General features: G+C 31.7%; 26 protein-coding genes. 5 read left to right on the forward strand and 21 right to left on the reverse strand.

What is annotated here, in order from left to right; all coding sequences use genetic code 11:
• Positions 1-35: 35 nt before the first annotated feature.
• Both LY08_RS12125 and LY08_RS12130 read left to right on the forward strand, forming a co-directional pair.
• Positions 36-311, forward strand: coding sequence for a DUF3817 domain-containing protein (locus LY08_RS12125; protein ID WP_111660715.1), 276 nt, complete (start codon positions 36-38; stop codon positions 309-311).
• Positions 312-357: 46 nt separating this feature from the next.
• Positions 358-1569, forward strand: a complete 1212-nt coding sequence (locus tag LY08_RS12130) for a TlpA disulfide reductase family protein (protein ID WP_158526738.1) — start codon at positions 358-360, stop codon at positions 1567-1569.
• Here LY08_RS12130 and LY08_RS12135 read toward each other — a convergent pair whose 3' ends face one another.
• Positions 1570-1959, reverse strand: a complete 390-nt coding sequence (locus tag LY08_RS12135; RefSeq protein WP_111660717.1) for an acyl-CoA thioesterase — start codon at positions 1957-1959, stop codon at positions 1570-1572.
• A gap of 119 nt (positions 1960-2078) precedes the next feature.
• Between LY08_RS12135 and LY08_RS12140 the strand changes: the two genes are divergently transcribed.
• Positions 2079-2495 (forward strand): glyoxalase, encoded by a 417-nt coding sequence (locus LY08_RS12140; RefSeq protein WP_111660718.1) that lies wholly within the window; start codon positions 2079-2081, stop codon positions 2493-2495.
• Positions 2496-2501: 6 nt separating this feature from the next.
• On the forward strand, positions 2502-2948 hold the full coding sequence (locus LY08_RS12145; RefSeq protein ID WP_111660719.1) for a transcription elongation factor: 447 nt from the start codon (positions 2502-2504) through the stop codon (positions 2946-2948).
• Here LY08_RS12145 and LY08_RS12150 read toward each other — a convergent pair.
• From LY08_RS12150 to LY08_RS12170, 6 genes are all read right to left on the reverse strand, one after another.
• A complete protein-coding gene (locus LY08_RS12150) occupies positions 2941-3621 on the reverse strand; it encodes a DUF2461 domain-containing protein (protein ID WP_111660720.1) in 681 nt (226 codons plus the stop codon). The genes LY08_RS12145 and LY08_RS12150 overlap by 8 nt on opposite strands.
• A 197-nt stretch (positions 3622-3818) precedes the next feature.
• Positions 3819-3980: a DUF1328 domain-containing protein gene (locus tag LY08_RS12155; protein WP_111660721.1), complete on the reverse strand. Its 162-nt coding sequence runs from the start codon at positions 3978-3980 to the stop codon at positions 3819-3821.
• 65 nt (positions 3981-4045) lie between these two features.
• A complete protein-coding gene (locus tag LY08_RS13580; RefSeq protein WP_170120612.1) occupies positions 4046-4189 on the reverse strand; it encodes a hypothetical protein in 144 nt (47 codons plus the stop codon).
• 107 nt (positions 4190-4296) lie between these two features.
• Positions 4297-5202, reverse strand: coding sequence for a mechanosensitive ion channel family protein (locus LY08_RS12160; RefSeq protein WP_111660722.1), 906 nt, complete (start codon positions 5200-5202; stop codon positions 4297-4299).
• Positions 5203-5256: 54 nt separating this feature from the next.
• Positions 5257-5760, reverse strand: coding sequence for a Dps family protein (locus tag LY08_RS12165; RefSeq protein ID WP_111660723.1), 504 nt, complete (start codon positions 5758-5760; stop codon positions 5257-5259).
• A 182-nt stretch (positions 5761-5942) separates the two neighbouring features.
• Positions 5943-6722 carry a tRNA pseudouridine synthase A gene (locus LY08_RS12170; RefSeq protein ID WP_111660724.1) on the reverse strand — a complete coding sequence of 260 codons (780 nt, stop codon included), beginning with the start codon at positions 6720-6722 and terminating at the stop codon, positions 5943-5945.
• Positions 6723-6815: 93 nt separating this feature from the next.
• On the opposite strand from LY08_RS12170, the gene LY08_RS12175 reads away from it, so the two are divergent.
• Positions 6816-7235, forward strand: a complete 420-nt coding sequence (locus LY08_RS12175) for a hypothetical protein (RefSeq protein ID WP_111660725.1) — start codon at positions 6816-6818, stop codon at positions 7233-7235.
• 43 nt (positions 7236-7278) lie between these two features.
• On the opposite strand, the gene hisIE is transcribed toward LY08_RS12175, so the two are convergent.
• From hisIE to sucD, 14 genes are all read right to left on the reverse strand, one after another.
• Positions 7279-7878: a bifunctional phosphoribosyl-AMP cyclohydrolase/phosphoribosyl-ATP diphosphatase HisIE gene (hisIE, locus tag LY08_RS12180; RefSeq protein ID WP_111660726.1), complete on the reverse strand. Its 600-nt coding sequence runs from the start codon at positions 7876-7878 to the stop codon at positions 7279-7281.
• Between the two features lie 130 nt (positions 7879-8008).
• Complete coding sequence (hisF, locus tag LY08_RS12185; RefSeq protein WP_111660727.1) at positions 8009-8764, reverse strand: imidazole glycerol phosphate synthase subunit HisF; 756 nt, start codon at positions 8762-8764, stop codon at positions 8009-8011.
• A 67-nt stretch (positions 8765-8831) separates the two neighbouring features.
• Positions 8832-9566 carry a 1-(5-phosphoribosyl)-5-[(5-phosphoribosylamino)methylideneamino]imidazole-4-carboxamide isomerase gene (gene hisA / locus LY08_RS12190; protein ID WP_111660728.1) on the reverse strand — a complete coding sequence of 245 codons (735 nt, stop codon included), beginning with the start codon at positions 9564-9566 and terminating at the stop codon, positions 8832-8834.
• Between the two features lie 63 nt (positions 9567-9629).
• Positions 9630-10214, reverse strand: a complete 585-nt coding sequence (gene hisH, locus LY08_RS12195) for an imidazole glycerol phosphate synthase subunit HisH (protein WP_111660729.1) — start codon at positions 10212-10214, stop codon at positions 9630-9632.
• Positions 10215-10359: 145 nt separating this feature from the next.
• Positions 10360-11499, reverse strand: a complete 1140-nt coding sequence (hisB, locus tag LY08_RS12200; RefSeq protein WP_111660730.1) for a bifunctional histidinol-phosphatase/imidazoleglycerol-phosphate dehydratase HisB — start codon at positions 11497-11499, stop codon at positions 10360-10362.
• An 87-nt stretch (positions 11500-11586) separates the two neighbouring features.
• Positions 11587-12636 (reverse strand): histidinol-phosphate transaminase, encoded by a 1050-nt coding sequence (gene hisC, locus LY08_RS12205; RefSeq protein WP_111660731.1) that lies wholly within the window; start codon positions 12634-12636, stop codon positions 11587-11589.
• Positions 12637-12709: 73 nt separating this feature from the next.
• Complete coding sequence (gene hisD, locus LY08_RS12210) at positions 12710-13993, reverse strand: histidinol dehydrogenase (protein ID WP_111660732.1); 1284 nt, start codon at positions 13991-13993, stop codon at positions 12710-12712.
• A gap of 50 nt (positions 13994-14043) precedes the next feature.
• Positions 14044-14901 (reverse strand): ATP phosphoribosyltransferase, encoded by an 858-nt coding sequence (gene hisG, locus LY08_RS12215; protein WP_111660733.1) that lies wholly within the window; start codon positions 14899-14901, stop codon positions 14044-14046.
• Between the two features lie 279 nt (positions 14902-15180).
• On the reverse strand, positions 15181-15996 hold the full coding sequence (locus LY08_RS12220; protein WP_111660734.1) for a prohibitin family protein: 816 nt from the start codon (positions 15994-15996) through the stop codon (positions 15181-15183).
• A gap of 15 nt (positions 15997-16011) precedes the next feature.
• Positions 16012-18045 carry a vWA domain-containing protein gene (locus tag LY08_RS12225; RefSeq protein WP_111660735.1) on the reverse strand — a complete coding sequence of 678 codons (2034 nt, stop codon included), beginning with the start codon at positions 18043-18045 and terminating at the stop codon, positions 16012-16014.
• Positions 18045-18587, reverse strand: a complete 543-nt coding sequence (locus LY08_RS12230) for a hypothetical protein (protein WP_111660736.1) — start codon at positions 18585-18587, stop codon at positions 18045-18047. The genes LY08_RS12225 and LY08_RS12230 overlap by 1 nt, the downstream gene beginning before the upstream one ends.
• 26 nt (positions 18588-18613) lie before the next feature.
• On the reverse strand, positions 18614-19360 hold the full coding sequence (gene fabG, locus LY08_RS12235; RefSeq protein ID WP_111660737.1) for a 3-oxoacyl-[acyl-carrier-protein] reductase: 747 nt from the start codon (positions 19358-19360) through the stop codon (positions 18614-18616).
• Between the two features lie 168 nt (positions 19361-19528).
• Positions 19529-22498: a M16 family metallopeptidase gene (locus LY08_RS12240; protein ID WP_111660738.1), complete on the reverse strand. Its 2970-nt coding sequence runs from the start codon at positions 22496-22498 to the stop codon at positions 19529-19531.
• A gap of 105 nt (positions 22499-22603) precedes the next feature.
• Positions 22604-23476 (reverse strand): succinate--CoA ligase subunit alpha, encoded by an 873-nt coding sequence (gene sucD, locus LY08_RS12245; RefSeq protein WP_111660739.1) that lies wholly within the window; start codon positions 23474-23476, stop codon positions 22604-22606.
• Between the last annotated feature and the right edge of the window lie 46 nt (positions 23477-23522).

Below are 23522 nucleotides of genomic sequence, written 5' to 3' on the forward strand. Positions count from 1 at the left end.
AAACAATATTTATCTTTGTAATAAAGTTACTTATTATGCTAAACACATTCCGTATTGTTGCCTTATTAGAAGGTGTCTCTTACTTATTATTAATGGCTGCAGCCATATACAAAAGACTACCATCTGGAGATGATTTTTATGTAAAATTACTAGGTATGCCACATGGATTATTATTTGTAGCTTACATAGCATTAGCGTTTTTATTAAAACCAGAACAACAATGGTCAAATAAAGATTTTAGTATTATTTTGTTAGCCTCTATCCTACCTTTTGGAACTTTCTATGTTGATAAAAAATATTTGAAGTCTTAAATTGTTGAATAAAAAATAGTAATATTGAATGGTTAACTCATTCATTATGAACATTTTTACTAGACTCTCTCTGCTTTTAGCCTGTCTTTTACTTTTTAATTGTGACTCTTTTACTTCAAAAAAACAGCCTTCAACAACACCTGATGTTGTTAACACTACTAAACAAGAAACAGTACTATTTGACAATCAATTTTTAATTAATGGACACAGTTTTAGCGATGCACTTACTACAGTTTATTTACACAAAATAAAAAATAGAATTCCAATTATTATAGACTCGGTTACTGTTGTTGATAAACAATTTCAGTTTAAAGGGCATATTGACACTCCAGATTATTACAGCTTATCCAGCAATTTAAGTAATAAGCGTTTTAGATTACTTGTTGATGCTTCTAAAATAGATGTCTTTTTAAATGAAACTATAGAAAACTCATCAAGCTACTCTTCTACTTCGGTTCAAAAAGATTATGCAGCATACACTAAAAAAATGTATGATTTTAGAAATAAAGGTGTGGGTTTATACTATAATTTAAAAGGCGATTTTTCTAATAAAAGTATTTCTAAACTTAGAAAAGACCGATCTGCTTTGTTTAAGCAAACTAGCGATTATACCATGCAGTTTATAAAAGATCATCCAAACTCTTATTATTCTACTTTAATTATTAAAGAAAATATTGATGCGTATGGACATCAAAAATTAAGAGAGTTTTACAATAGTTTATCGCCAGAAATTAAAAGTTTAGCCTCAGTAAAAGCAATAGATAGTTTAATTAAAGAAAAAGAAAACTATGTTGCTAAACCTATACCTGTAAAAGCAGAAACTGTTGCAACAACTTATGAGGAATACAGACCAAAAGCATATAGTTTAAGTGGTCAAAACCCATATGGCGAAACCATGTCCTTAAACTCTATTCCTCGTGGTAAAGTTATTTTGCTTGACTTTTGGGCAAGTTGGTGTGGTCCTTGTCGTGCATCTAACCCAAATTTGGTAGCCTTATACAACAAATACAATGCGGATGGGTTTGAAATTATGAGTATTAGCGAAGATAAAGGTCAAGCCGAATGGATTACAGCCATAAATGTAGATAACCTAAATTGGGAGTATCATATATTAGATAAAAACAAATCCATTGCCTTTAGATATGGCGTAGAGAGTATTCCATTTAAGCTACTAATTGACAAAAAAGGACGCATTGCTAGCGAGAAAATATCTGGACGAAAGCTAGAGCAACGTATTAAAGAGTTGTTGGCTGAATAGTTAATTATTCAATCTATCCTTTACAAACTCAATTTTAGTTTTTCCGTGTGGTTTTGGGTTACCATGTTCGTCTAGATTAACCATTATGATATTATCTACCGTAATAATAGTTTCGCGTGTACGCATGTTTCTTACCTCGCAATTTAAGGTTATTGAAGAACGTCCAAATTTTTGAACCTCCATCCCTATTTCAATTATATCACCTTTAACAGCTTTGCTCATAAAGTTAATTTCACTCATATATTTAGTGACTACTTTATTATTTTCTAATTGTACAACTGTATATAAAGCAGCTTCTTCATCTATCCAAGCTAAAAGTTGACCTCCAAATAAGGTTCCGTTTGGGTTTAAATCTTCTGGTTTTACCCATTTTCTGGTATGAAATCTCATGGTTTTAATTCTTTACACAAAAATACAATAACCTAATTGTTAACAAAGCGGTTAAAAAGTAATTTTATCGATGCTTGCATTGGTGTTTTTTATCGATATTTTTAATAAAACAAATTACCATGACTACACGAGACGAGCAACTTTTGGCTATTAGACCTGTAATTTTATCTATTAAATTATCTGACAATATGAGTGATGATGAGCGTTTTCAGAACATTACTTTACGTCCTATAATTAAACTGCAAAACGATTTATTTGTATCGGTTTTTAAAAATTACATTGTCAAACATAAAAATGTATTTTATCAATTAACTATTGAAAAACGCCTGAATTATATTGATAACGCTATCCATAAAGACATCAAATTTAGAAATAGCTTAAAAGGAATTGTAATTGGGCAATTTACTACTGAAGAATATGAGCTTTACATCAAAAACTCGTCTTCACTTAATAAACGTATGATGAACATTGTAAAACAGCGTTTACAAAGTAGTATTCAGTTATTTGAAAATGCAGATATATTAAAAGCGGTTTAGCCCTATATGACCATAAAACAACAACTTTTGCAAGTGTGTAATGCCTATGTAGAAAAACGCATATTGGATTACAAAAACGAAATAGAATTAATAAAAGAATCTATTGAAAGTAATGATAAAGGCAATTCTGAAGATGACGATGCTGGAAATGGTAAGCTTTTAAACGATCTTGAAAAAAATAATGGTTATTTAAACGATGCCAGAAAAACACAAGAGTATTTAAAACTGGTTAAAACTAATTTACTTTCTCCTAATGCAGCATTAGGAAGTTTAGTAAAAACAGATAGCCTTCATTTTTTTATATCTATTAGCATTGGAAAAATTGAACTTGATAATGAAACTTATTACGCCATATCGTTACAATCACCAATTGGCCAATTGCTAAAACAAAAACAAAAAGGGGATACGTTTGAGTTTAACGGAACAAAATATACAGTTACAGATGTTATTTAATTAGAGAAACTCCATTTAAATCTGTGGTTAGCACCTCACTCATATAATCAAAAAATGGTCGTATAGCTTTAAACGCTTGATTTACCTCTTTTAAAAAGTTAGAAGATAGCACCTCTTTATCTGTATATTTTTTTGTGAAAATAAATTGTTTTCGTCTAATTAAATCTATAGCAGGATGATCTTTATCAAAACCTTTAGGTGCTGTTTTAAGCTCGTCACCCACAAAACCACCCCAAACAGAATTAAATGATTTATTATTTAAAATATCACGCATGTCTTGATCGTCCATTTCAAACTCTTTTCTAATTCTTAATAAATCCTCTTTTGAAGGTTCCCAAAAACCAGTAGCTATAAAACTCTCGTTATTAGGTTGAATATGTAAGTAGTAACCACCTCTCAATCTTGGCTTTACTCGGTTAAAAGAACCACCAAAATGGGTTTTGTATGGTAATTTGTTTTTAGAAAACCTAACATCTCTATAAATTCTAAATAGCTTGACTTTATCAATCTCGTCATGCTTATTTAACATTTGAAACAACTGATTGTAGACTTGTTTAATCTCAGATTCTATTTCTTTAAAAGCACTTTTGTGCTCGTTAAACCAGTCTCGATTATTGTTTTTTTCTAGATCTTTTAAAAAAGTGAAAGTTTCTCTTGGAATAGTTTCTGTCATGATTAATATTTATCATTCTAAAGTACAAAAAAAGTCTCGATTGTAAATCGAGACTTTGCTATTAATCAAATAGTATTTAATAATATTGTATTTGATTGGGTAATATACTTGAAATGTAACTACTGTATGCTTGCTTCTTATTTTTGCTTCTAAACTAATTTTCAGTTAACAAACATACTATAGTTAATGTCTTAAATTTAGCTCTTCACGCCACCTTTGATAAGTGATAGTAAAAATAATACTATAAAAATGAAGAATAAAATTTTAGCAATTCCTGCAGATGCTCCTGCTATACCTCCAAATCCTAAGATTCCAGCTATAATTGCAATAATAATAAATGTGATTGTCCAACGTAACATAATTTTTGTGTTTTAAGGGTTAGTAAATAATTCTAAATTTTTCTTTTTCTTTTCTAGCAATTTTTTTAGTCTACAGTATCTTCAACATCGTCTGCAACACTTTCTACAGCATCTTCAACTTTTTCTCCTGTTGATTTTTCTTCTCTGCAACCAGTCAATACTATTGATACTGAAAATAGAATTAAAAAGGTATAAGCTAATTTTTTCATGATTTTTGGTTTTAAATGGTTAATTAATTTCTTACTTCAAAGATGCAACTAATTAAAGGGGTTTGTGTTACATCATTTAGTCGTTATGTTATATAATTTGAATGTTACTAATTATTAGAAAATTGCTTGTTATCCATTTCTGGCATTTCAAAGTCTAATTTATTATCAAATTGTAATGTTCTAATAGGAAACGGTATATTGATATCCTCTTTATCATAGGCTTTCTTAACTTCTATAATAGCTTTGCTTTTAGCTCTTAGTTTTTCTAAAGCATTTTCGGCATCAATCCAAAATCTACATAAATAGTTTATAGAGCTTCCTCCAAATTCTGTGTAATAAAACTCAACATCATCCGGAGATTCAATTTGATCAAATGTGTTGCAAATGGTTTCTTTAGTTAATTTTTCTACAAGATCTAAATCAGACTCGTAGCCTACTCCACATTCTAAAAAGATTCGCATTCTTGTAGTTAACGTATAGTTTTTAAGTGGATTTTCTAAAATCAATTTATTTGGAATAACAACCATGTTGTTATCTGCCTCTTTTAAGGTAAAATCTTTCAGGTTGATGTCCATGACTTCACCAGAAAATCCATTAGTTTCAACCCAATGTCCTATTTGTATTTTTTTTCTAAATGACAATACTATACCAGCAAAGGTGTTAGATAATGTCCCTTGTAAAGCAAGTCCTATAGCCAAACCAGCTACACCTGCACCTGCTAATAATGAAGTTAATGTTTTTCCTAAATTTAAGATTCCTAAAGCTAAAAATAATCCAGCAAGTACTACTACTACTGCAGATAGACGACCTATCATGTTAGTAATAGAATTTTCTTGTACACGTTTTGCAACTAGCTTAGATACATATTTGTTGACATATTTAGCAACAAAATATGAAGTAGCCAATACTAAGATGGCTAATACTAAATTTGGGATGTTTGTTATAATTAGATTAAACCAACCTTCTAATTTTTCGATTAGTAAATTATAGGCTTCGGTTAGTTGAGATTTCATATGCGTGAGTTTAAGTTTTTAAATTGGTAATTAATGTTGTGTATTTAAGCTAGTTTAACTGGCTTTATTCATTTTATTAAGTTGCTTTGAGGTGTCTTTTGACCATGCATTTAGCATCCAGCTGGTTTTTTCTAATTCTCTTATGTAGGCACCCATTAAATCTATGGTACCCTCGTCATTAGCCGCTTCTGCATTTTTAATTACTAGAGACATTTGCTCTAAAATAATTTTATGGTCGTTTAACAATTCTGTCACCATCTCTTGGTCTGTTACCATAGCAGATGCTTCAGAGATTTTAGATAGTCTTAAATAATCGTTTAATTTGCTTAAAGGATGGTGTCTTAAAGTTAGAATGCGTTCGGCTATTTCATCAATTTTTACTTTTGCATCGTTGTACATGTCTTCAAATTGATTGTGCAAATCAAAAAAGTTTTTTCCAAGAACATTCCAATGAAAGCTTCTAAGCTTTTGATAATATATGTGGTAATTAGCTAGTAATAAATTTAATTCTTTTACTACAGGTACTAATTTTTCGTCGTTGATATTTAAATAGCTCATTTTTTTTGTTTTTAACGTTTGTAATCCTTTTAATGCAAAGATGCATCACAAATCAAGCAAATCTGTTATAAGATTTTTTTTGATTGTTATAGAATTTCAATAATGGCTAATAAATAAGCGGTATTATAAGATAATTTGAAAAATTAAAAAGAAGATATTTAAAGGGTAAGAATCAATTATGGTTATTCAAATTCAATAGAATTTAATATTAACCCTGAAGCTGGAGCAATATATTGCATGTTGTATTTATAGTCTGGTTTTAAGCTAGCTTCAATATCTTGTAAGGTACGTTTACCTTGACCTAATTCTATCAAGGTACCCATCATTAATCGGATTTGATTACGCATAAATCCTTTACCCTTTACTCGCAACATATAACTTTTTTCTGGAAAAAAATTGGCAGTATAGATATTATTTTCTACCAATTCGCATTTTAATATTGTTCTGTTATAAATCCCATTATCAGTAGGTTTATAGCAATAGGCTTTAAGATAGTGTTTGCCTTCAAAAAGCTTGGCTCCTTGTTGCATTAAATCTATATCTAGATTGTCTAAAATAGTCGTTAATATTGGTGCACAAAACGGATGAAATTTGTTTCCAAAAGCAAACAAATACAAGTATTCTTTAACTTTAGAGTGTTGTATAATATTAAAATCTTGATCTACTTCTCTAATAGTTTTAGCTCGAATATCCTGAGGTAAATTATAATTAAACAATGCTAAAAAGGCATCAAAATCTTCAATAGGTTCTTCTAAAAACAACTCGAATGCAGCTTGTTCTGCACTTACCATTGCATCTGTACGACCAGAAGTAAGCGTTTTAAATTTCTTTTTTTCTAAAATGAAGTTAAGCGTACGATCAATCATTAAATGCAAAGTTTTTAGGTTTGGCTGTTTTTGCCAACCATGAAACCGATAACCCAAATATTGAATAGTAATAACGTAGAAATACTTTTTTTGCATAATAATTATTGAACGTCGAAAATACAGTTTTAGCAAGCATCTCGCAAAATTTTTATAAATTGAAACTTATTAACTAACTAAAAAATAAAAATTATGTCAACAACCACCACACAAAAACCACCAATTTGGTTCTGGATAGTCGCAGTAATTGGACTAATTTGGAACGGAATGGGAGTCAATGCTTATTTACAACAAGCTTACAATACCGAAAGTTTTAGAAGCATGTACACAGAAGAACAAATAAATATTGTAGCCAATACACCATCTTGGGTTACCGCAGCATTTGCTATTGCAGTATTTGCTGGGTTTTTTGCTTTTGTATTTATTTTATTACGAAAAAAATTAGGCTATACTTTAATGTTATTATCACTGTTAGCAGTGATTGTACAAATGAGTTATTTACTAATCAACAATTATGTTAGTAGTATGGTAATGACCATAATGATTATAGTTTTTGCTATAGTTTTTGTTGTTTTGGCTAGACTATTTGTACAAAAAGGCTGGATTAGCTAACAAAATATACACATAAAAAAAGGCATCAATTTGATGCCTTTTTTTATTGTTCTCTTTCTTTTAAAACTGTCACCACATCTTTTAGTTTAAACCCTTTAGCTTGCAACAACATTAAATAATGAAATAATAAATCGGCACTTTCATTTAAAAATAAACCATCGTTTTGGTCTTTAGCCTCAATAACTACTTCTACAGCTTCCTCTCCTACTTTTTGAGCGATTTTATTTATACCTGAAGCAAATAGTGAAGCTACATAAGAGGTTGAAGCATCTCCAGTTTTTACACGGTTTTCTATGGTGTTTTCTAATTTTGAAATAAATCCAAAAGTCTCTGTATTGGCTTCATCCCAACAGGTGTCACTTCCTTTATGGCAGGTTGGACCATTTGGATTGACTTGAATGAGTAGTGTGTCATTATCACAATCTAGTTTTATATCTACTAAATGTAACACGTTGCCACTTTCTTCACCTTTAGTCCATAAACGATTTTTAGTTCTGCTATAAAACGTTACCAAATTGGTTTCCATAGTTTTGTTAAAAGCCTCTTGATTCATGTAGCCTAACATCAATACATTTTTTGTTTGTGCATCCTGAATAATTGCTGGTACTAATCCGTCGTTATTTTTATTGAAATTTATGTTCATTCTGTTATATGTATTTAGGACTCGTCAGTTCGAGTGAAATTGCTTTTTAGCAATTTTGTATCGAGAACTTATAATGACTTCTCGATACTATTTGTTCATGCTTCACAAATCACTCGAAGTGACGATATAATTATAATCGTACTTCTATATTATTATCTCTTAATTCTTCTTTTAAATCTTTTATAGCTATTTCACCAAAATGAAACACACTAGCAGCCAAAGCAGCATCTGCTTTACCCTCTTTAAAGGTATCCACAAAATGTTGTACAGTTCCTGCTCCTCCAGAAGCTATTATTGGAATATTTAAAGTTTCAGATAACTTAGCCAAAGCTTCGTTAGCAAAACCATTTTTGGTACCATCATTATTCATGGAAGTAAATAATATTTCTCCTGCTCCTCTTTGTTCTACCTCTTTAGCCCATTCAAATAAATCTAAATTAGTTGGTATACTTCCACCTGCTAAGTGTACTTTCCATTCGCTATCTATTTGTTTGGCGTCTATTGCTACCACCACACATTGACTTCCAAATTTGTTTGCCAACTCGTTAATTAATTCAGGTCTTTTTACTGCTGAAGAATTTATAGAAACCTTATCTGCACCAGATTTTAACAACACATCTACATCTTCTACAGAAGATATCCCACCTCCTACCGTAAACGGAATATTAACTTGCTCTGCCACCTGTAACACCATGTCAATCATGGTTTTTCTGCCTTCTAAAGTGGCTGAAATATCTAAAAACACCAGCTCGTCCGCACCTTTTACAGCATATTGTTTAGCCAGTTCTACTGGATCTCCAGCATCACGTAAATTAACAAAATTGACACCTTTTACGGTTCGTCCGTTTTTAATGTCTAGACAGGGTATGATTCGTTTTGTAAGCATCTTTTGGCTTTTGGCTTTTAGCTTTTGGCGATTAGCTAACTGCTAAAACCCAAAAGCTAAAGGCTATTTATATAAATCGTTGTAATTCTCTTAATGTAATTCTGTTTTCATAAAGTGCTTTTCCAATAATCACACCTTCGCAACCAATTTCTGCAAGCGTTTCCAAATCTTGAATAGTTGTAACACCTCCTGAAGCTATTAATTTAACCGATTGGTCTGTACTACCATTACTACATTGACTAATAATGTTTTTATATAACTCAATAGAAGGTCCTTCTAACATACCATCTTTTGAAATATCTGTGCAAATCACATATTTAATGCCTTGTTTTTGATAGTCTTTTATAAACGGAATGACATCCAGATTACTTTCTTCTAACCAACCACTAATGGCTATTTTTTGGTTATTACAATCTGCACCCAAAATTATTTTTTGTGAGCCATATTTACTAATCCAACTTTCAAAAATGTCTCTGTTTTTTACTGCAATACTTCCTCCAGTTATTTGTCTAGCTCCAGAATTGAATGCGGTAATAATATCGTTATCAGACTTTAAGCCACCTCCAAAATCGATTTTTAAATTGGTTTTAGAAGCCACCTGCTCTAACACACGATAATTAACAACATGTGCTGCTTTGGCACCATCTAAATCGACCATGTGTAAATACTCGATGCCTGCATCTTCAAACTGTTTAGCTATTTCTAATGGGTTTTCGTTATAAATTTTAGTGGTATTGTAATCGCCTTTTGTTAAACGAACACACTTCCCGTCTATGATATCTATTGCTGGTATTATTCTCATATTTTGACTTTTGGCTTTTGGCTTATGACTATTAGCGTTAGGCTAACAGCAAACAGCTAAAAGTTATTTTAACTCTATAAAATTCTTTAATAATTGTTCTCCTGCTGTACTGCTTTTTTCTGGGTGAAATTGCACGCCATAAAAATTATCCCTTTGTAAAGCAGATGCGTAATCTAATCCATAATTAGTTACTGCAATGCTTTGGTTACAATTTTCTGCATAAAAACTATGTACGCAATACATAAACTCACGGTTTTTAACGCCATTAAACAAATCTGTTTTTAAATTGGTAATGGTATTCCATCCCATTTGTGGCACTTTAACGGTATTGTTAAATCGTTTTACTTCTGTATTAAAAATGCCTAATCCTATTGTATTACCCTCTTCTGAAGAGTTACACATCAATTGCATCCCTAAACAAATACCTAAAACGGGTTGTTTTAAAGTCGGAATTAAAGTATCCAAACCACTTGTTCTTAACATACTCATCGCACTACTTGCTTCTCCAACACCAGGAAAAATAACTTTATCTGCTGCTTCAATCTCTTCAGGGTTATTAGATAATATAGCATCATAACCTAAGCGTTTAAAAGCAAACTGAATGCTTTTAATGTTTCCTGCTCCGTAATTTATTATTACTATTTTCATTTTTTAGTTTTTGTTACGTCAGTTCTAGTGAAATTGCTATTCAGCAATTTTGTATCGAGAACTTATTTCTCTATACGTCTCGATACAATTTGCTCATACTTCACAAATCACTATAAGTGACGTTAAATTAATAAACTAATACAGCTTACAACATTCCTTTAGTTGATGGTAAATACATCTTGTTAGCATCACGTTTGACTGCCATTTTCATTGCTTTTGCAAATGCTTTAAAAATGCCTTCAATTTTATGGTGTTCGTTAGTACCTTCTGCTTTTATGTTTAAGTTGCATTTGGCACCATCTGTAAACGATTTAAACAAATGGAAAAACATTTCGGTTGGCATATCACCAATTTTTTCGCGTTTAAAATCAGCATCCCATTCTAACCAATTTCTACCTCCAAAGTCCACTGCTACTTGTGCTAAACAGTCGTCCATAGGTAAGCAAAACCCGTATCGCTCGATACCTAATTTATTACCTAAGGTTTTATTAAATAATTCGCCTAAAGCAATCATAGTATCTTCAATAGTGTGGTGCTCATCCACTTCTAAATCGCCATCTACTTTAACGGTTAAATCCATTGCGCCATGACGACCAATTTGGTCTAACATATGATCAAAAAACTTTAATCCTGTATCGATGTCATTTTTACCAGAACCATCAAGGTTTAATTTAATGTAAATTTTGGTTTCGTTAGTGTTTCTGGTAATCTCAGCAACGCGATCTTCTAATTTTAAAAACTCGTAAATCGCTTTCCAATCTGTACTTGTCAAAACTATACAATCTAAAATAGCTTGTTTAGAGCTTTCAATTTCATCTGCTCCTAACTCTGGATTTTCAGATAAAAAAATACCTTTAGCACCCAAGTTTTTAGCCAATTCCATGTCTGTGATTCGGTCACCTAAAACAAAACTGTTTTTTAAATCGTATTTAGTAGCATCTAAATATTTAGATAATAACCCAGTTCTAGGCTTACGTGTGTCTGCATTTTCATGCGGAAATGTTTTGTCTATGCAAACTTCAGAAAACACTACACCTTCCTTTTCAAAAGCTGAGATAATTTTGTTTTGAGCAGGCCAAAAGGTGTCTTCTGGAAACGAATCGGTTCCTAAACCATCCTGATTGGTCACCATAACTAGTTCGTAATCTAACTCTGAAGCTATTTTAGCCATGTATTGAAACACTTTTGGGTAAAACTCTAACTTCTCTAAACTATCTAACTGATAATCTACAGGTGGCTCTAAAACTAATGTCCCATCTCTGTCTATAAAAAGTACTTTTTTCATTTTATTTTTTATTTTGTCAAGCTGAATTTATTTCAGCATCTCATTATTCTGTTGTGTGATTCTGAAACAAGTTCAGAACAATCACAATTATATTTTTTTTAGTGCTTCAATTAATCTTTTATTTTCAGTTTTAGTTCCAACTGTTAGTCTTAAACAGTTTTCACACAACGGTTGATTGGTTCTGTTTCTAACCACAATGCCTTGCATTATTAATTGATTGTAACGCTTATTTGCATCATCCACTTTAACTAACACAAAATTAGCATCTGAGGGATAAATAGTTGATACAAAATTTATAGTTTTTAAAGCCAACATTAACTGCTCTCTTTCAGTAATAATTGAAGTTATTTCTTCTGAAACTTCAGCTTGATTTTTTAATCGTTCAATTGCTTTTTGTTGTGTTAACTCATTGACGTTATAAGGTGGTTTTATTTTATTTAAAACTGCAATAATTTCTGCAGAAGCATAACAAACCCCTAATCTAATTCCAGCCATACCATAGGCTTTAGATAGTGTTTGTGTAACAATTACATTAGGAAATTCTTGCAATCTACTAATCCAACTTTGCTGATTTGAAAAATCGATATACGCTTCGTCAATCACCACAATGCCTTGAAAATTAGTTATTAATTTTTCAATTATTGAAGCCTCAAAACTATTGGCTGTTGGGTTGTTTGGCGAGCAAAGAAACAATAGTTTGGTTTCTGTGTTAGATGCTTTCAAAATTTCATCAAAATCAGGCTGGAAGTCTTTAGTTAGTTCAATTTTAATAACTTCTATTGCATTGGTATTTGCTAAAACTTCATACATACCATAGGTTGGCGGAAGCGTAATTATTTTATCTTGATTTGGATCGCAAAACGCTCTGAAAATTAAGTCTAATACTTCATCGCTACCGTTACCCAATAAAATTTGATTTGTTGAAACCTTTTTAATTTTTGACAATAGAGCTTTAACATCTTGTTGTTGTGGATCTGGATAACGATTGACGCCATTTTCAAACGGATTCTCGTTAGCATCCAAAAAGACCATATTTTGTGACGTTGCATCCTTATACTCGTCTCTTGCAGACGAATATGGTTTTAGCGCTTTGATGTTAGCTCTAACTAGGTTGTTTATGTTGAATGTTGTTTTCATTTTATTCTATTTGTCATTCCGAACACAGTGAGGAATCTCATCAAATGAATCTTCGCTTCGCTCTGAATGACATTTATTTTAAATCTTTTAATCGAATTGAAACCGCATTTTTGTGTGCTTGTAATCCTTCGGCTTCAGCCATTAATTCTATAGTGTTACCTATATTTAACAAGCCTTCCTTTGTGATGTTTTGAAACGTAATGGCTTTTGTAAAACTGTCTAGGTTTACACCAGAATACGCTTTACTAAACCCATTTGTTGGCAAAGTGTGATTGGTCCCAGACGCATAATCTCCAGCACTTTCTGGTGAGTAATTACCAATAAAAACAGAACCTGCATTTTGAATATTAGCTACAAAAAAATCATTGTCGTTAGTGCATAAAATTAAGTGTTCTGGTGCATAGTCGTTTATCAAACTTAGTGCGTCATTAGCATCTTCCATAATGATGGCTTTGGAATTTTTTAAAGCATTTTTTGCGATGTCTTTTCTTGGCAGATCTTTCACTTGTTTATCTATTTCTTTTTGAACCTCTTCTACAAAATCTTGAGAGTCTGACACCAATATAACTTGACTGTCTGCTCCATGTTCTGCTTGACTTAATAAATCTGAAGCCACATAACTTGCATTAGCACTTTTGTCTGCAGCCACTAACAATTCGCTTGGACCTGCAGGCATATCGATAGCTACTCCATATTTGGTTGCTAATTGTTTGGCAACCGTTACAAACTGGTTTCCTGGACCAAAAATCTTATACACTTGCGGAATGCTTTCTGTACCAAACGTTAAACCAGCAATAGCCTGAATACCACCAACTTTAATTATTTTAGTAACTCCACAAAGCTGCGCTGCATATAAAATTTCGTTAGCAATATTACCTTCTTTATTAGGAGGCGAACACAATACTATCTCTTTGCAACCAGCAATTTGTGCAGGAACAGCCAACATTAAAACGGTTGAAAATAATGGCGCACTACCAGCAGGAATATATATACCTACTTTATTAATCGCTCTTTTTTCTTGCCAACACGTAACACCAATTGTTGTTTCAATACTGATTGTTTCTGTTTGCTGTGCTTTGTGAAACGTTTCAATATTTTGTTTTGCTTGTTGAATAGCTTGTTTTAATTCTGAAGAAATGTTAGAACTGGCTAGCTCGACTTCTTTTGTGGTTACACTATTTGAATCTAATTCGACTCCATCAAACAGTTGCGTGTATTTAGCAACAGCCTGATCACCATTGCGTTGTACGTCATCAAAGATTTGAGTAACTGTAGTTTCTATATCGTCTATAGTTTGTGTTGGTCTTTTTAAAAGGGTTGACCAAGTGGATTGGTTTGGATTTATAAATGTTTTCATAATTGTTATTTCATTTGCACATCGACTTCGCTAAGTATGACATTAGATTATTAAATCACCATTTTTTCTATTGGACAAACTAAAATACCCTGTGCACCATTCGCTTTTAATTCGTCAATAACTTCCCAAAATTGATTTTTGTCAATTACAGAGTGTACACTACTCCAACCTGCTTCTGCTAATGGTAAAACCGTTGGGCTTTTCATTCCTGGTAAAATATTAATAATGTCATTTAACTTATGGTTAGGTGCATTTAGCAACACATATTTTGAGTTTTGTCCTTTTAAAACCGATTGAATTCTAAATTGGATTTTTTCAAGCAGCTTTTGATTTTCAGCAGAAATTTTAGGTGATACTGCTAATACCGCTTCCGACTTTAAAATAACTTCAACTTCTTTTAAACCGTTTTTAAACAAGGTGCTTCCGCTGGATACAATATCTACTATAGCATCTGCTAATCCAATATTTGGAGCAATTTCAACCGAACCATTAATGATGTGTAATTTAGCAGATACCTTATTTTTATCTAAAAACTGATTGACTGTATTTGGGTATGACGTAGCAATACGCTTACCTTCTAAATCTTTAACCGAGTTGTATGTTGCACCTTTTGGCACAGCAACAGATACTTTACAGCTGGAAAAGCCTAGCTTTTCAGCAACCTTGATATCGTTACCTTTTTCGATTAATACGTTTTCACCAATAATAGCAACATCTACTACACCATCTTTTAAATACTGCGGAATGTCTCCATTACGTAAATAGAAAATTTCTAAAGGAAAATTTCTGGCTGATGCTTTAAGTTGGTCTTTTCCATTGTCTATAGAAATACCAATGTCTTTAAGGATTTTCATGGAATCCTCATTTAATCGTCCTGATTTTTGAACTGCAATTTTTAATTTACTCATTTTAATTTTTTTTAATTGTGTTTGAGTAAATCTTTAATTAGGAAAGTTGTTATAAACAAAAAACCGTTTGATTTACTCAAACGGTTTTTAAATATGTTGATTTTATACAATACATCTTCAGTTCGCTTGAGTGCAAATATGAAAATGATGATGATGTGATTGAATAAAATTCATTTGTTTTTTTTTCGTTTACAAATATTGTGAATTTAAATTTTAAAAAGCAAACCAATTCTCATTAAAATTTAAATTTTATGAAAATCTTAGCTTTTGGACTTTAAATTATTGATTTCCTAGAATAATTGGCATTCCGCTATCTCCTGAGCCAATAACAATTACTTTACTATTAGGAGATTCTGATAACTTTACAGTCGCTTCAATCCCTTTATCTTGTAAAATTTTATCAGTAAGTGATGCACTTAAAATTTTGTTTGCATCAGCTTTACCTTGTGCTTCAATAATTACTTTTTCTGCTTCTTTAGCAGCAGTAACTAACCTAAACTCATACTCTAAAGACTCTTGTTCTTGACGTAATTTACGCTCGATAGCTTCTTTAATTGTATTTGGTAAAGTAACATCACGTACTAATACCTCGTTTAATTGCACGTATTGTTTTTCTAAAATCTTTTTTGTTTCTGCAAAAATTTCATCTTGAATTGCATCACGTTTGCTAGAGTATAATTGTTCTGGTGTGTAACGACCAACAACACTACGGGCAGCACTACGTATAGCAGGCTGTATAACACGTTGTAGGTAGTTTTGACCTAGTGATTGGTGAAGATTTCCTAACTCGTCGTAAACAGGCTCGTACCAAGCAGAAGCATCAATTTGTATTTCTAGTCCGTTAGACGATAATACTTTCATTTTTTCAAACAATTCTTGTTGACGTACTTCATAAATAAAGACTTTATTCCATGGTGCAACAATATGAAACCCTTCACCCATTGGAGGCTCGTCGGTTACAACACCGTCTCCAAAGGTTTCAAACAACACTCCAGCTTCTCCAGAGTCTATTGTTACTGCTGATTTAGCAATTAAAATAATTCCGATAATAACCGCTATGATTATTGGGAATGCAATTTTTGGTAATTTTTCCATAACTAATTTTTAATTTTATATTAATCCTTTATATTTTCTTATAAACCATTCTAAAGCCAAGGATAAAGCTATTATAAACAGTAGATATTGCCAATCTATCAAAGGTACAACACTTTTATTACTTTTTTGGATAGGTTGGTAACGATTATCCTTTAATAAGTTTTCTGAAATTACAGCGTAATTATCTATAAAGAAAGCTTCACCATTACTGTTAGTAGCTAACTGTTGTAACTTTGTTACATTGGCATTTAAAAATTGCTGCTCGATATTATATTCCACAATTTTAAAATTTCCAGAAACTGCTATGTTTTCTGAGTTTGCGCTGACTGTAAAGTTATAATCTCCTGCTGGAATATTGCTTAAGTTGACCTGATAGTTGTTACCTTTTAAAATCAGTGGTCTTTTAGACGTTTTATTGGTGTCTTTGTTTTTAAGTGATATGGTTAAAGCTTCACTATTATCAAACTCGTAATTCTTATTAAAAAATTGTGCGCTTATTATAATGTTTTCACTTCCGTTGTAAAATGAATTATAATCAACATTTAATCTGTTTTTTCGCTTGTTTGACGCTAAATACTGAACTAGCTTACCAATAAAATTATCGAATTCTAAAAAACTTCCATTGTTTAAATAGCTTTGTGCACGCCATCTCCAAAGGTTTTCGCCAAATAAGACTGCTTCTCTTCTACCATTGGTTTCAATAGTAGTTAGTAAAGGTTCTTGTGTTTTGATACCAGAAACGGTTTTGTATAAAATAGCCTCAAAAGGTGTTTTAAACTCTGAGTCTCCAAATGTAGATTTTAGAGGTGGAAAGCTCTCAAAATCTAAATCTTCAATGATGAATGAGGTGTAATTAGGATTTAGATTAGGTTGGTAATCATCGGTTTGAGAAGAAAAATCAAAGGTATAAACTTGTGAAACATTGTTTAAAAATCGCCAATCTGTTTTTGGACCTGTTATGATCCATTTATTAATGTTTTCAGTATTTAATTTATCAAATAAACCTTTAAATGCATTGTTTGGCTGATACAATATAACTAATTGAAAATCATTTAATTGTGATTCTAATTGATTGGGTTTCAAAAACACAACTTCACGTTGCTCGTTACTAGAAATACTCTTTTTTAAAGTACCTAAATCTGGATGTAAAATCGTACTGACAATTGCTATTTTGGTTTTTTGATCTATGACTTCAACCGCAAAATTTTTATAGTTATTTACTATATTTTTTTCTGCAACTAATGGTACCACTTGTGCTTTGTACTCTTGTACACCTACACCAGTTGCTGGTAAAGTAAAATTTAAAACCTCACTACTTTTGGTTTTGCTTAATGACAGCGGTTTAGAATACACCGTTGTATTCCCTTTTGTAACTACAAATTTACTGGTTACAGCTTCACTACCATTATAAACTATAATCGCTTCAATAGGAAATTTGTTTTTTAAATAAGCGTATTTATTAACGTTTAACTGACTTATTTTTAAATCTGAATACGTTATGGTATCCCCTAATATAATGGGATAAATAGGTTGTTTATAGTTTTTAGCAGAAAACTGATAATCGTTTCCTACCGTTTGGTTACCATCTGTTAAAAGTATGGTTGGTGAAATTGTGTTTTTATATATCTGAGTTAGCTCTTTAAAGGTTTTATCTAAATTGGTTTGTTGATTGGTAAAAGATACGCTATCACTAGCCTCTAATGTGTTTCCGAAGGAATATACTTCAACATTAAATTTATCTTTTAATTCTTGATTATTTACTAATTGTTGAAGCGCATTTTTAGCATTCTGGTCTTGATTTAAGTATTGTAATGATGCTGAATTGTCTACTGCTACTATTAAATTAGGTTTTTGGGTGAAATATTTAAACTGCTCAAACTTAGGGTTAATTAGCAATAATAAAATTGAAAATAAGGTAATAAAACGCAAAAATGTAAAAAGCGCAACAGATTGTGATGCGCTTTTAGATTTGTATTTGTACTGGAATAAGGCTAGTAGAAGTGCTACTATACCTGCTAAAATGATGTATAAAAGAGTTTCTGTTGACACTAATCTTCTTTAACTTTTAGCATATCAAACGAGTCCATAAATCGTTTAATATCTTCGTTTTCATCTTTATCTGTTAAGCAAATAACTTGAACTACAAACATAGTATTATTGACTAAATAGGCATTCATATAAATAAAAGCACCACTAATTTTTATTTTTATACTACGTCCAGGAAAACCGTTATGTGTTATTTTTTCATCAGAAGTTAACTCGCCATTAACATTAGTTGTAGCACCATTAACTGCACCATCTAACACAGAATTGTTATACTCGTCATCAGCATCTTTAAATTCCTCCTCAGGATAATCTGATCTAATTATTGAATACACCATATTATCATCACTAGAATCAGCACTATGCATTATCATGTGCATATCAATAATTCCTATAGCTGTTTCAACTTCTTGAACAGTACGTTCTGGTTCTCCAGGAAACTCAGCTATAAAAGCTAAATCCTCAGATTTATAATCTATCCAATCTTGTGCATTTACAAGTGAAGTAGTTACTAAAAATAATGCAATGAAGTGAAACAGGTTTTTCATGGTAGTATAGTTTTTAAAATTATTAATTAGGTTAACATTCCACCATCTACATTAATGGTTTGACCTGTTACATAAGCAGACATGTCTGATGCTAAAAACACACAAGCGTTAGCGATATCTTCTGGAGTACCACCACGTTTTAAAGGAATTGCACTGCGCCATCCTTTTACAGTTTCTTCATCAAGTTTTGCAGTCATTTCTGTTTCGATAAAACCTGGTGCTATCACATTACTTCTAATGTTTCTAGAACCCAATTCTAATGCTACAGACTTAGAAAATCCAATAATACCTGCTTTAGACGCAGCATAATTGGTTTGACCTGCATTACCTTTAACACCAACTACAGAACTCATATTAATTATAGATCCTTTTCGTTGTTTAAGCATTGTACGCTGTACAGCTTTTGTCATGTTAAAAACGGATTTTAAGTTAACTTCAATTACTTGATCAAAGTCCTCTTCTCCCATTCTCATTAACAGATTATCTTTTGTTATTCCAGCGTTATTAACTAATATATCAATACTACCAAATTCTGTTAAAACATCTTCTGCTAATTGTTGCGCTTCATCAAAACTTGCTGCATTACTTTTGTATCCTTTAGCTTTAATTCCAAAAGCATTTAACTCTTTTTCTAATGTGTTTGCTGCTTCTACAGAAGAGCTATAAGTAAATGCTACATTAGCTCCTTGTTGAGCAAATACTTGCGCAATACCTTTACCAATTCCTCTGGAAGCACCTGTTATAATTGCTGTTTTTCCTTCTAAAAGTTTCATTAAGAATAATTTATTTTGTTTCGAATATATCGAAAACAAGTTGTTAGTTTACTAATTCAAATATAACAATAACTACGTGTTCTAAATAAAAAAAGCCCTATAATTTGTTATAAAATTATAAGGCTATTTTGTAAATATTTACCTTTAAAAAATATAAATATTATTTGTTTACATTTTTACTTCTTCAGGTTTTTCATAATTAAATAAATAGTCAACGTCCATTTCTTGAACTTTCCCTAATTTGCTTAACGCTTTCATATCTACATCATTTTTGTTTCCAATCACCATGACGTTATAATCTTCTCCTTTGATGTTTTTATTAAAAAACTCGCGTAAATCTTCAATAGTCATGTCTTTAATAGCATTGTACATTGCTTCTCTGTTATCTTCAGACATTCCTAATTTTTGAAGTCGTTCATAACTCCAAAAGATATTAGATTTATTAATACGTTGTGCTGCTAATTTTTTTAATGTCGACTCTTTTGCAGCTAGAAATTGAGCTTCAGATTCTGGCATATCATTCATTAAGTCCATCATAGCATCAACAGCTTCAGGCATTTTATTGGCTTGCGTCCCAATGTATGCCATCACATAATTTGAATCGTCTTTATCATTTGCTGTACTATATCTAGACCAAGCAGAATACGCTAATGATTTAGACTCTCTAATCTCTTGAAAAACTATTGAAGATAATCCACCACCAAAATAAGTATTAAACAATGTTGATGCAGCCATATTTTCTGGCTTAAATGGTTCTCCTTTAGCTAAAAACATCATTTCTGATTGCACCATGTCAAAGTCTACAAAATACACGTTTCCACCAGTTTCTAACTCGTTAAACGCCAACGCTTCAGGATAATCTTTTAATTCTGAAGACACTTTATGTGAGGTGTTTAAAGCAGCAACCGCATTATCTATATCTTTACCATAGTAAAAAACACGTTGTTTGTAGTTTTTTAAGTGTTTAGTTAAGCTAACTAACTCTTGTGGATTAATCTGATTAAGCTGACTTACAGGAATAATATTACGTAGACTTGAGTTTTCACCATACTTGGCATACTCTACCAAACCACGTCTTAAGATGCTTCCTTTGTTAGTTTTATTGTTTTGCCTACCTTTTGCTATAGACTGTACATATTTATCATACGCTTCTTGATTAGGCACTGCGTGATCAAGTAAGTGCTCTAATAGCTCTAAACCTTTTGGTAAGTTTTCTTTTAATCCGTTTAAACCTATATATGTTTTTTCGCTACCAGTATTTACGTAATAGTCAATTCCTAATTTATAGAATTCTTTTTTTAACTCTTCGTTAGTGTACTTATCAGTCCCTAAATACTCTAAATATCCTACTGCTAAATCTAATTTTTTGTCATTATCGCTACCCATATCAAAAATGATATTCATATCAAATAAATCATTAGTTTCATTTTCAATGTAGGATACTTTGATTCCGCTTTCTGTTTCAGTCTTTTTAATAGCTGAAGCATAATCTACATAAACAGGTTTTAATGGTTCAGATTGCATTTTATTAAACTCTTCAATATATTTAGAGTTAGCACCTCTGTTAAGGTTTACAGGAGTAATTCCTGGGTTTTGAACTTTAACAATTTTATCGTCTGCCCCTTTACGTTTATAGGTTACTACATAATTATCCTTATAAAATGAATTTGCAAAATCTACTAATTCTTGCTTAGTCACTTTTTTAAGGTCATCTAAAAACTTGACTTTATCTTCCCATTTTTCATTATGAATAAATGCATTAACATAAGCGTTAGCTACAGCTGTATTACTTTCGTACTCTTGTAATTTAGACTTTTTAAGATCGTTAATAACTGCATCTAACATCCAGTCTTCAAATTCTCCTTTTTTTAATTTTTCAATTTGTTCTAAGATTAGTTTTTTAACCTCGTCTAGAGATTGACCTTCTTTTGGAGAACCAGAAAACACATGATATCCATAGTCGTTTAAAAATGTAGGTGAACTACCAGCATATTGCACTACTTGTTGCTGATTAAGGTTTAAATCTATTAAACCAGCATTACCATTAGCTAAAATCATATCTGCTAAGGTCACTAACTTTTCATCTTTAGTATTAACTCCACCAGAGCGATACGCTATAGAAATACTTTCTGCAGTTGGTCCGAAAACTTCTTTTTCTACAACAGAATTTAAAGGTTCTTCTTTTGGTAATTCTGGGTGTTGTACTTCTTTACGTTCAAATTTTCCAAACGTATCATTTACCTTTTTGATAGTTGTATCAAAATCGATATCACCAACTAATATTACTGCCATGTTATTAGGTACATAATACTTATCAAAATAATTATGAATATCTACCATGGATGGATTTTTTAGATGTTCTGCAGTACCAATAGTTGTTTGTTGTCCATAAGGGTGATTAGGGAATAAACCTTCTAGCATTGCTGCATAACGCTTTCTACCATCGCTATCCTGTCCTCTATTAAACTCTTCGAAAACTGCTTCAAGTTCTGTATGAAATAAACGCAACACTACTTGACTAAAACGTTCGCTTTCTAAAGCTAAAAATTTGTCTAATTCGTTTGTCGGAATTTTATTAGTGTACACGGTTTGCTCAAACCATGTGTAAGCATTTGTACCAGTTGCACCTAAAGAACTTGACATTTTATCATACTCGTTAGCAACAGAATAGTTTGAAGCAGCTAATGATACTCTATCAATTTCTTTATAAATCGCTTTTTTTAAATCTGGATCTTTTTCTGCTCTATGTTTTTCGTATAAATTAGAAATGGTATCTAAATACTTTTTTTCTGTTTCCCAATCTATGGTACCAACTTCATCTGTACCTTTAAACACCATATGTTCTAGGTAATGTGCCAATCCTGTAGATTCTTTTGGGTCGTAATTAGACCCAGCTCTAACAGCAATATATGTTTGTATTTTAGGTTCGTCAGTATTTTTACTTAAATACACTTTTAAACCATTATCTAGAGTATACAAACGTAAACCTGTTGGATCATTACTGACGCTTTCGTAACTAAATCCATTAGCATCTTTTTGTGTTTCGGTTTTAACAGCTACGTCGCCAGAATTACTTTTTTTACAACTTGCTACAAAAGTAATTATAGCAATAGCTAGTATTAATTTTAAGTGTTTCATTTTTTGGTTGGTTTATAAATTAAAAAAGTTCGTTAGCTAAAATAAGCTAACGAACTTTAATCGTTTATATATTTGGATTATTTTAACACATTAGTGTTAGATATGTTAGCCTACAACTTCGGCTACTTTTTTACCAATTTCTGCTGGAGAATCTACAACATGAATACCACAATCTCTCATAATTGCTTTTTTAGCTTGTGCTGTATCATCAGATCCACCTACAATAGCTCCTGCATGTCCCATTGTACGTCCTGCTGGAGCAGTTTCTCCTGCTATAAACCCAACAATAGGTTTTTTACTTCCTGACGCTTTATACCAATTAGCAGCATCTGCTTCTAACTGACCTCCAATTTCTCCTATCATTACCACACATTCTGTTTCTGGATCGTTAATTAATAACTCAACCGCTTCCTTAGTTGTGGTTCCGATAATAGGGTCACCACCAATACCAATAGCAGTAGTAATACCTAAACCTTGCTTAACCACCTGGTCTGCAGCTTCATAAGTTAATGTGCCTGATTTAGAAACAATACCTACTTTTCCTTTTTTGAATACAAAACCTGGCATAATTCCAACTTTAGCTTCACCTGGAGTGATTACTCCTGGACAGTTAGGACCAATTAATCTACAATCTTTATCTTTAATATAATCTGAAGCTTTAATCATATCTGCAACAGGTATCCCTTCAGTAATACAAATAATTACTTTAATTCCTGCGTTTGCAGCTTCCATAATAGCGTCTGCAGCAAATGCTGGCGGAACAAAAATAATAGTTGTATCTGCACCTACTTTTTCTACAGCTTCTTGAACAGTATTAAAAACCGGTTTATCTAGATGAGTTTGACCACCTTTACCTGGCGTAACACCACCAACTACATTAGTACCATACTCTATCATTTGTCCAGCGTGAAATGTTCCTTCACTACCTGTAAATCCTTGAACTATTATTTTTGAATCTTTGTTTACTAAAACGCTCATGTTTTGTATTGATTAAGAAATTTTATAATAAATTATTTTTTGCTCT

Origin of the sequence: Olleya aquimaris, assembly GCF_003259525.1 — a bacterium.
In the GTDB taxonomy this organism is placed as follows: domain Bacteria; phylum Bacteroidota; class Bacteroidia; order Flavobacteriales; family Flavobacteriaceae; genus Olleya; species Olleya aquimaris.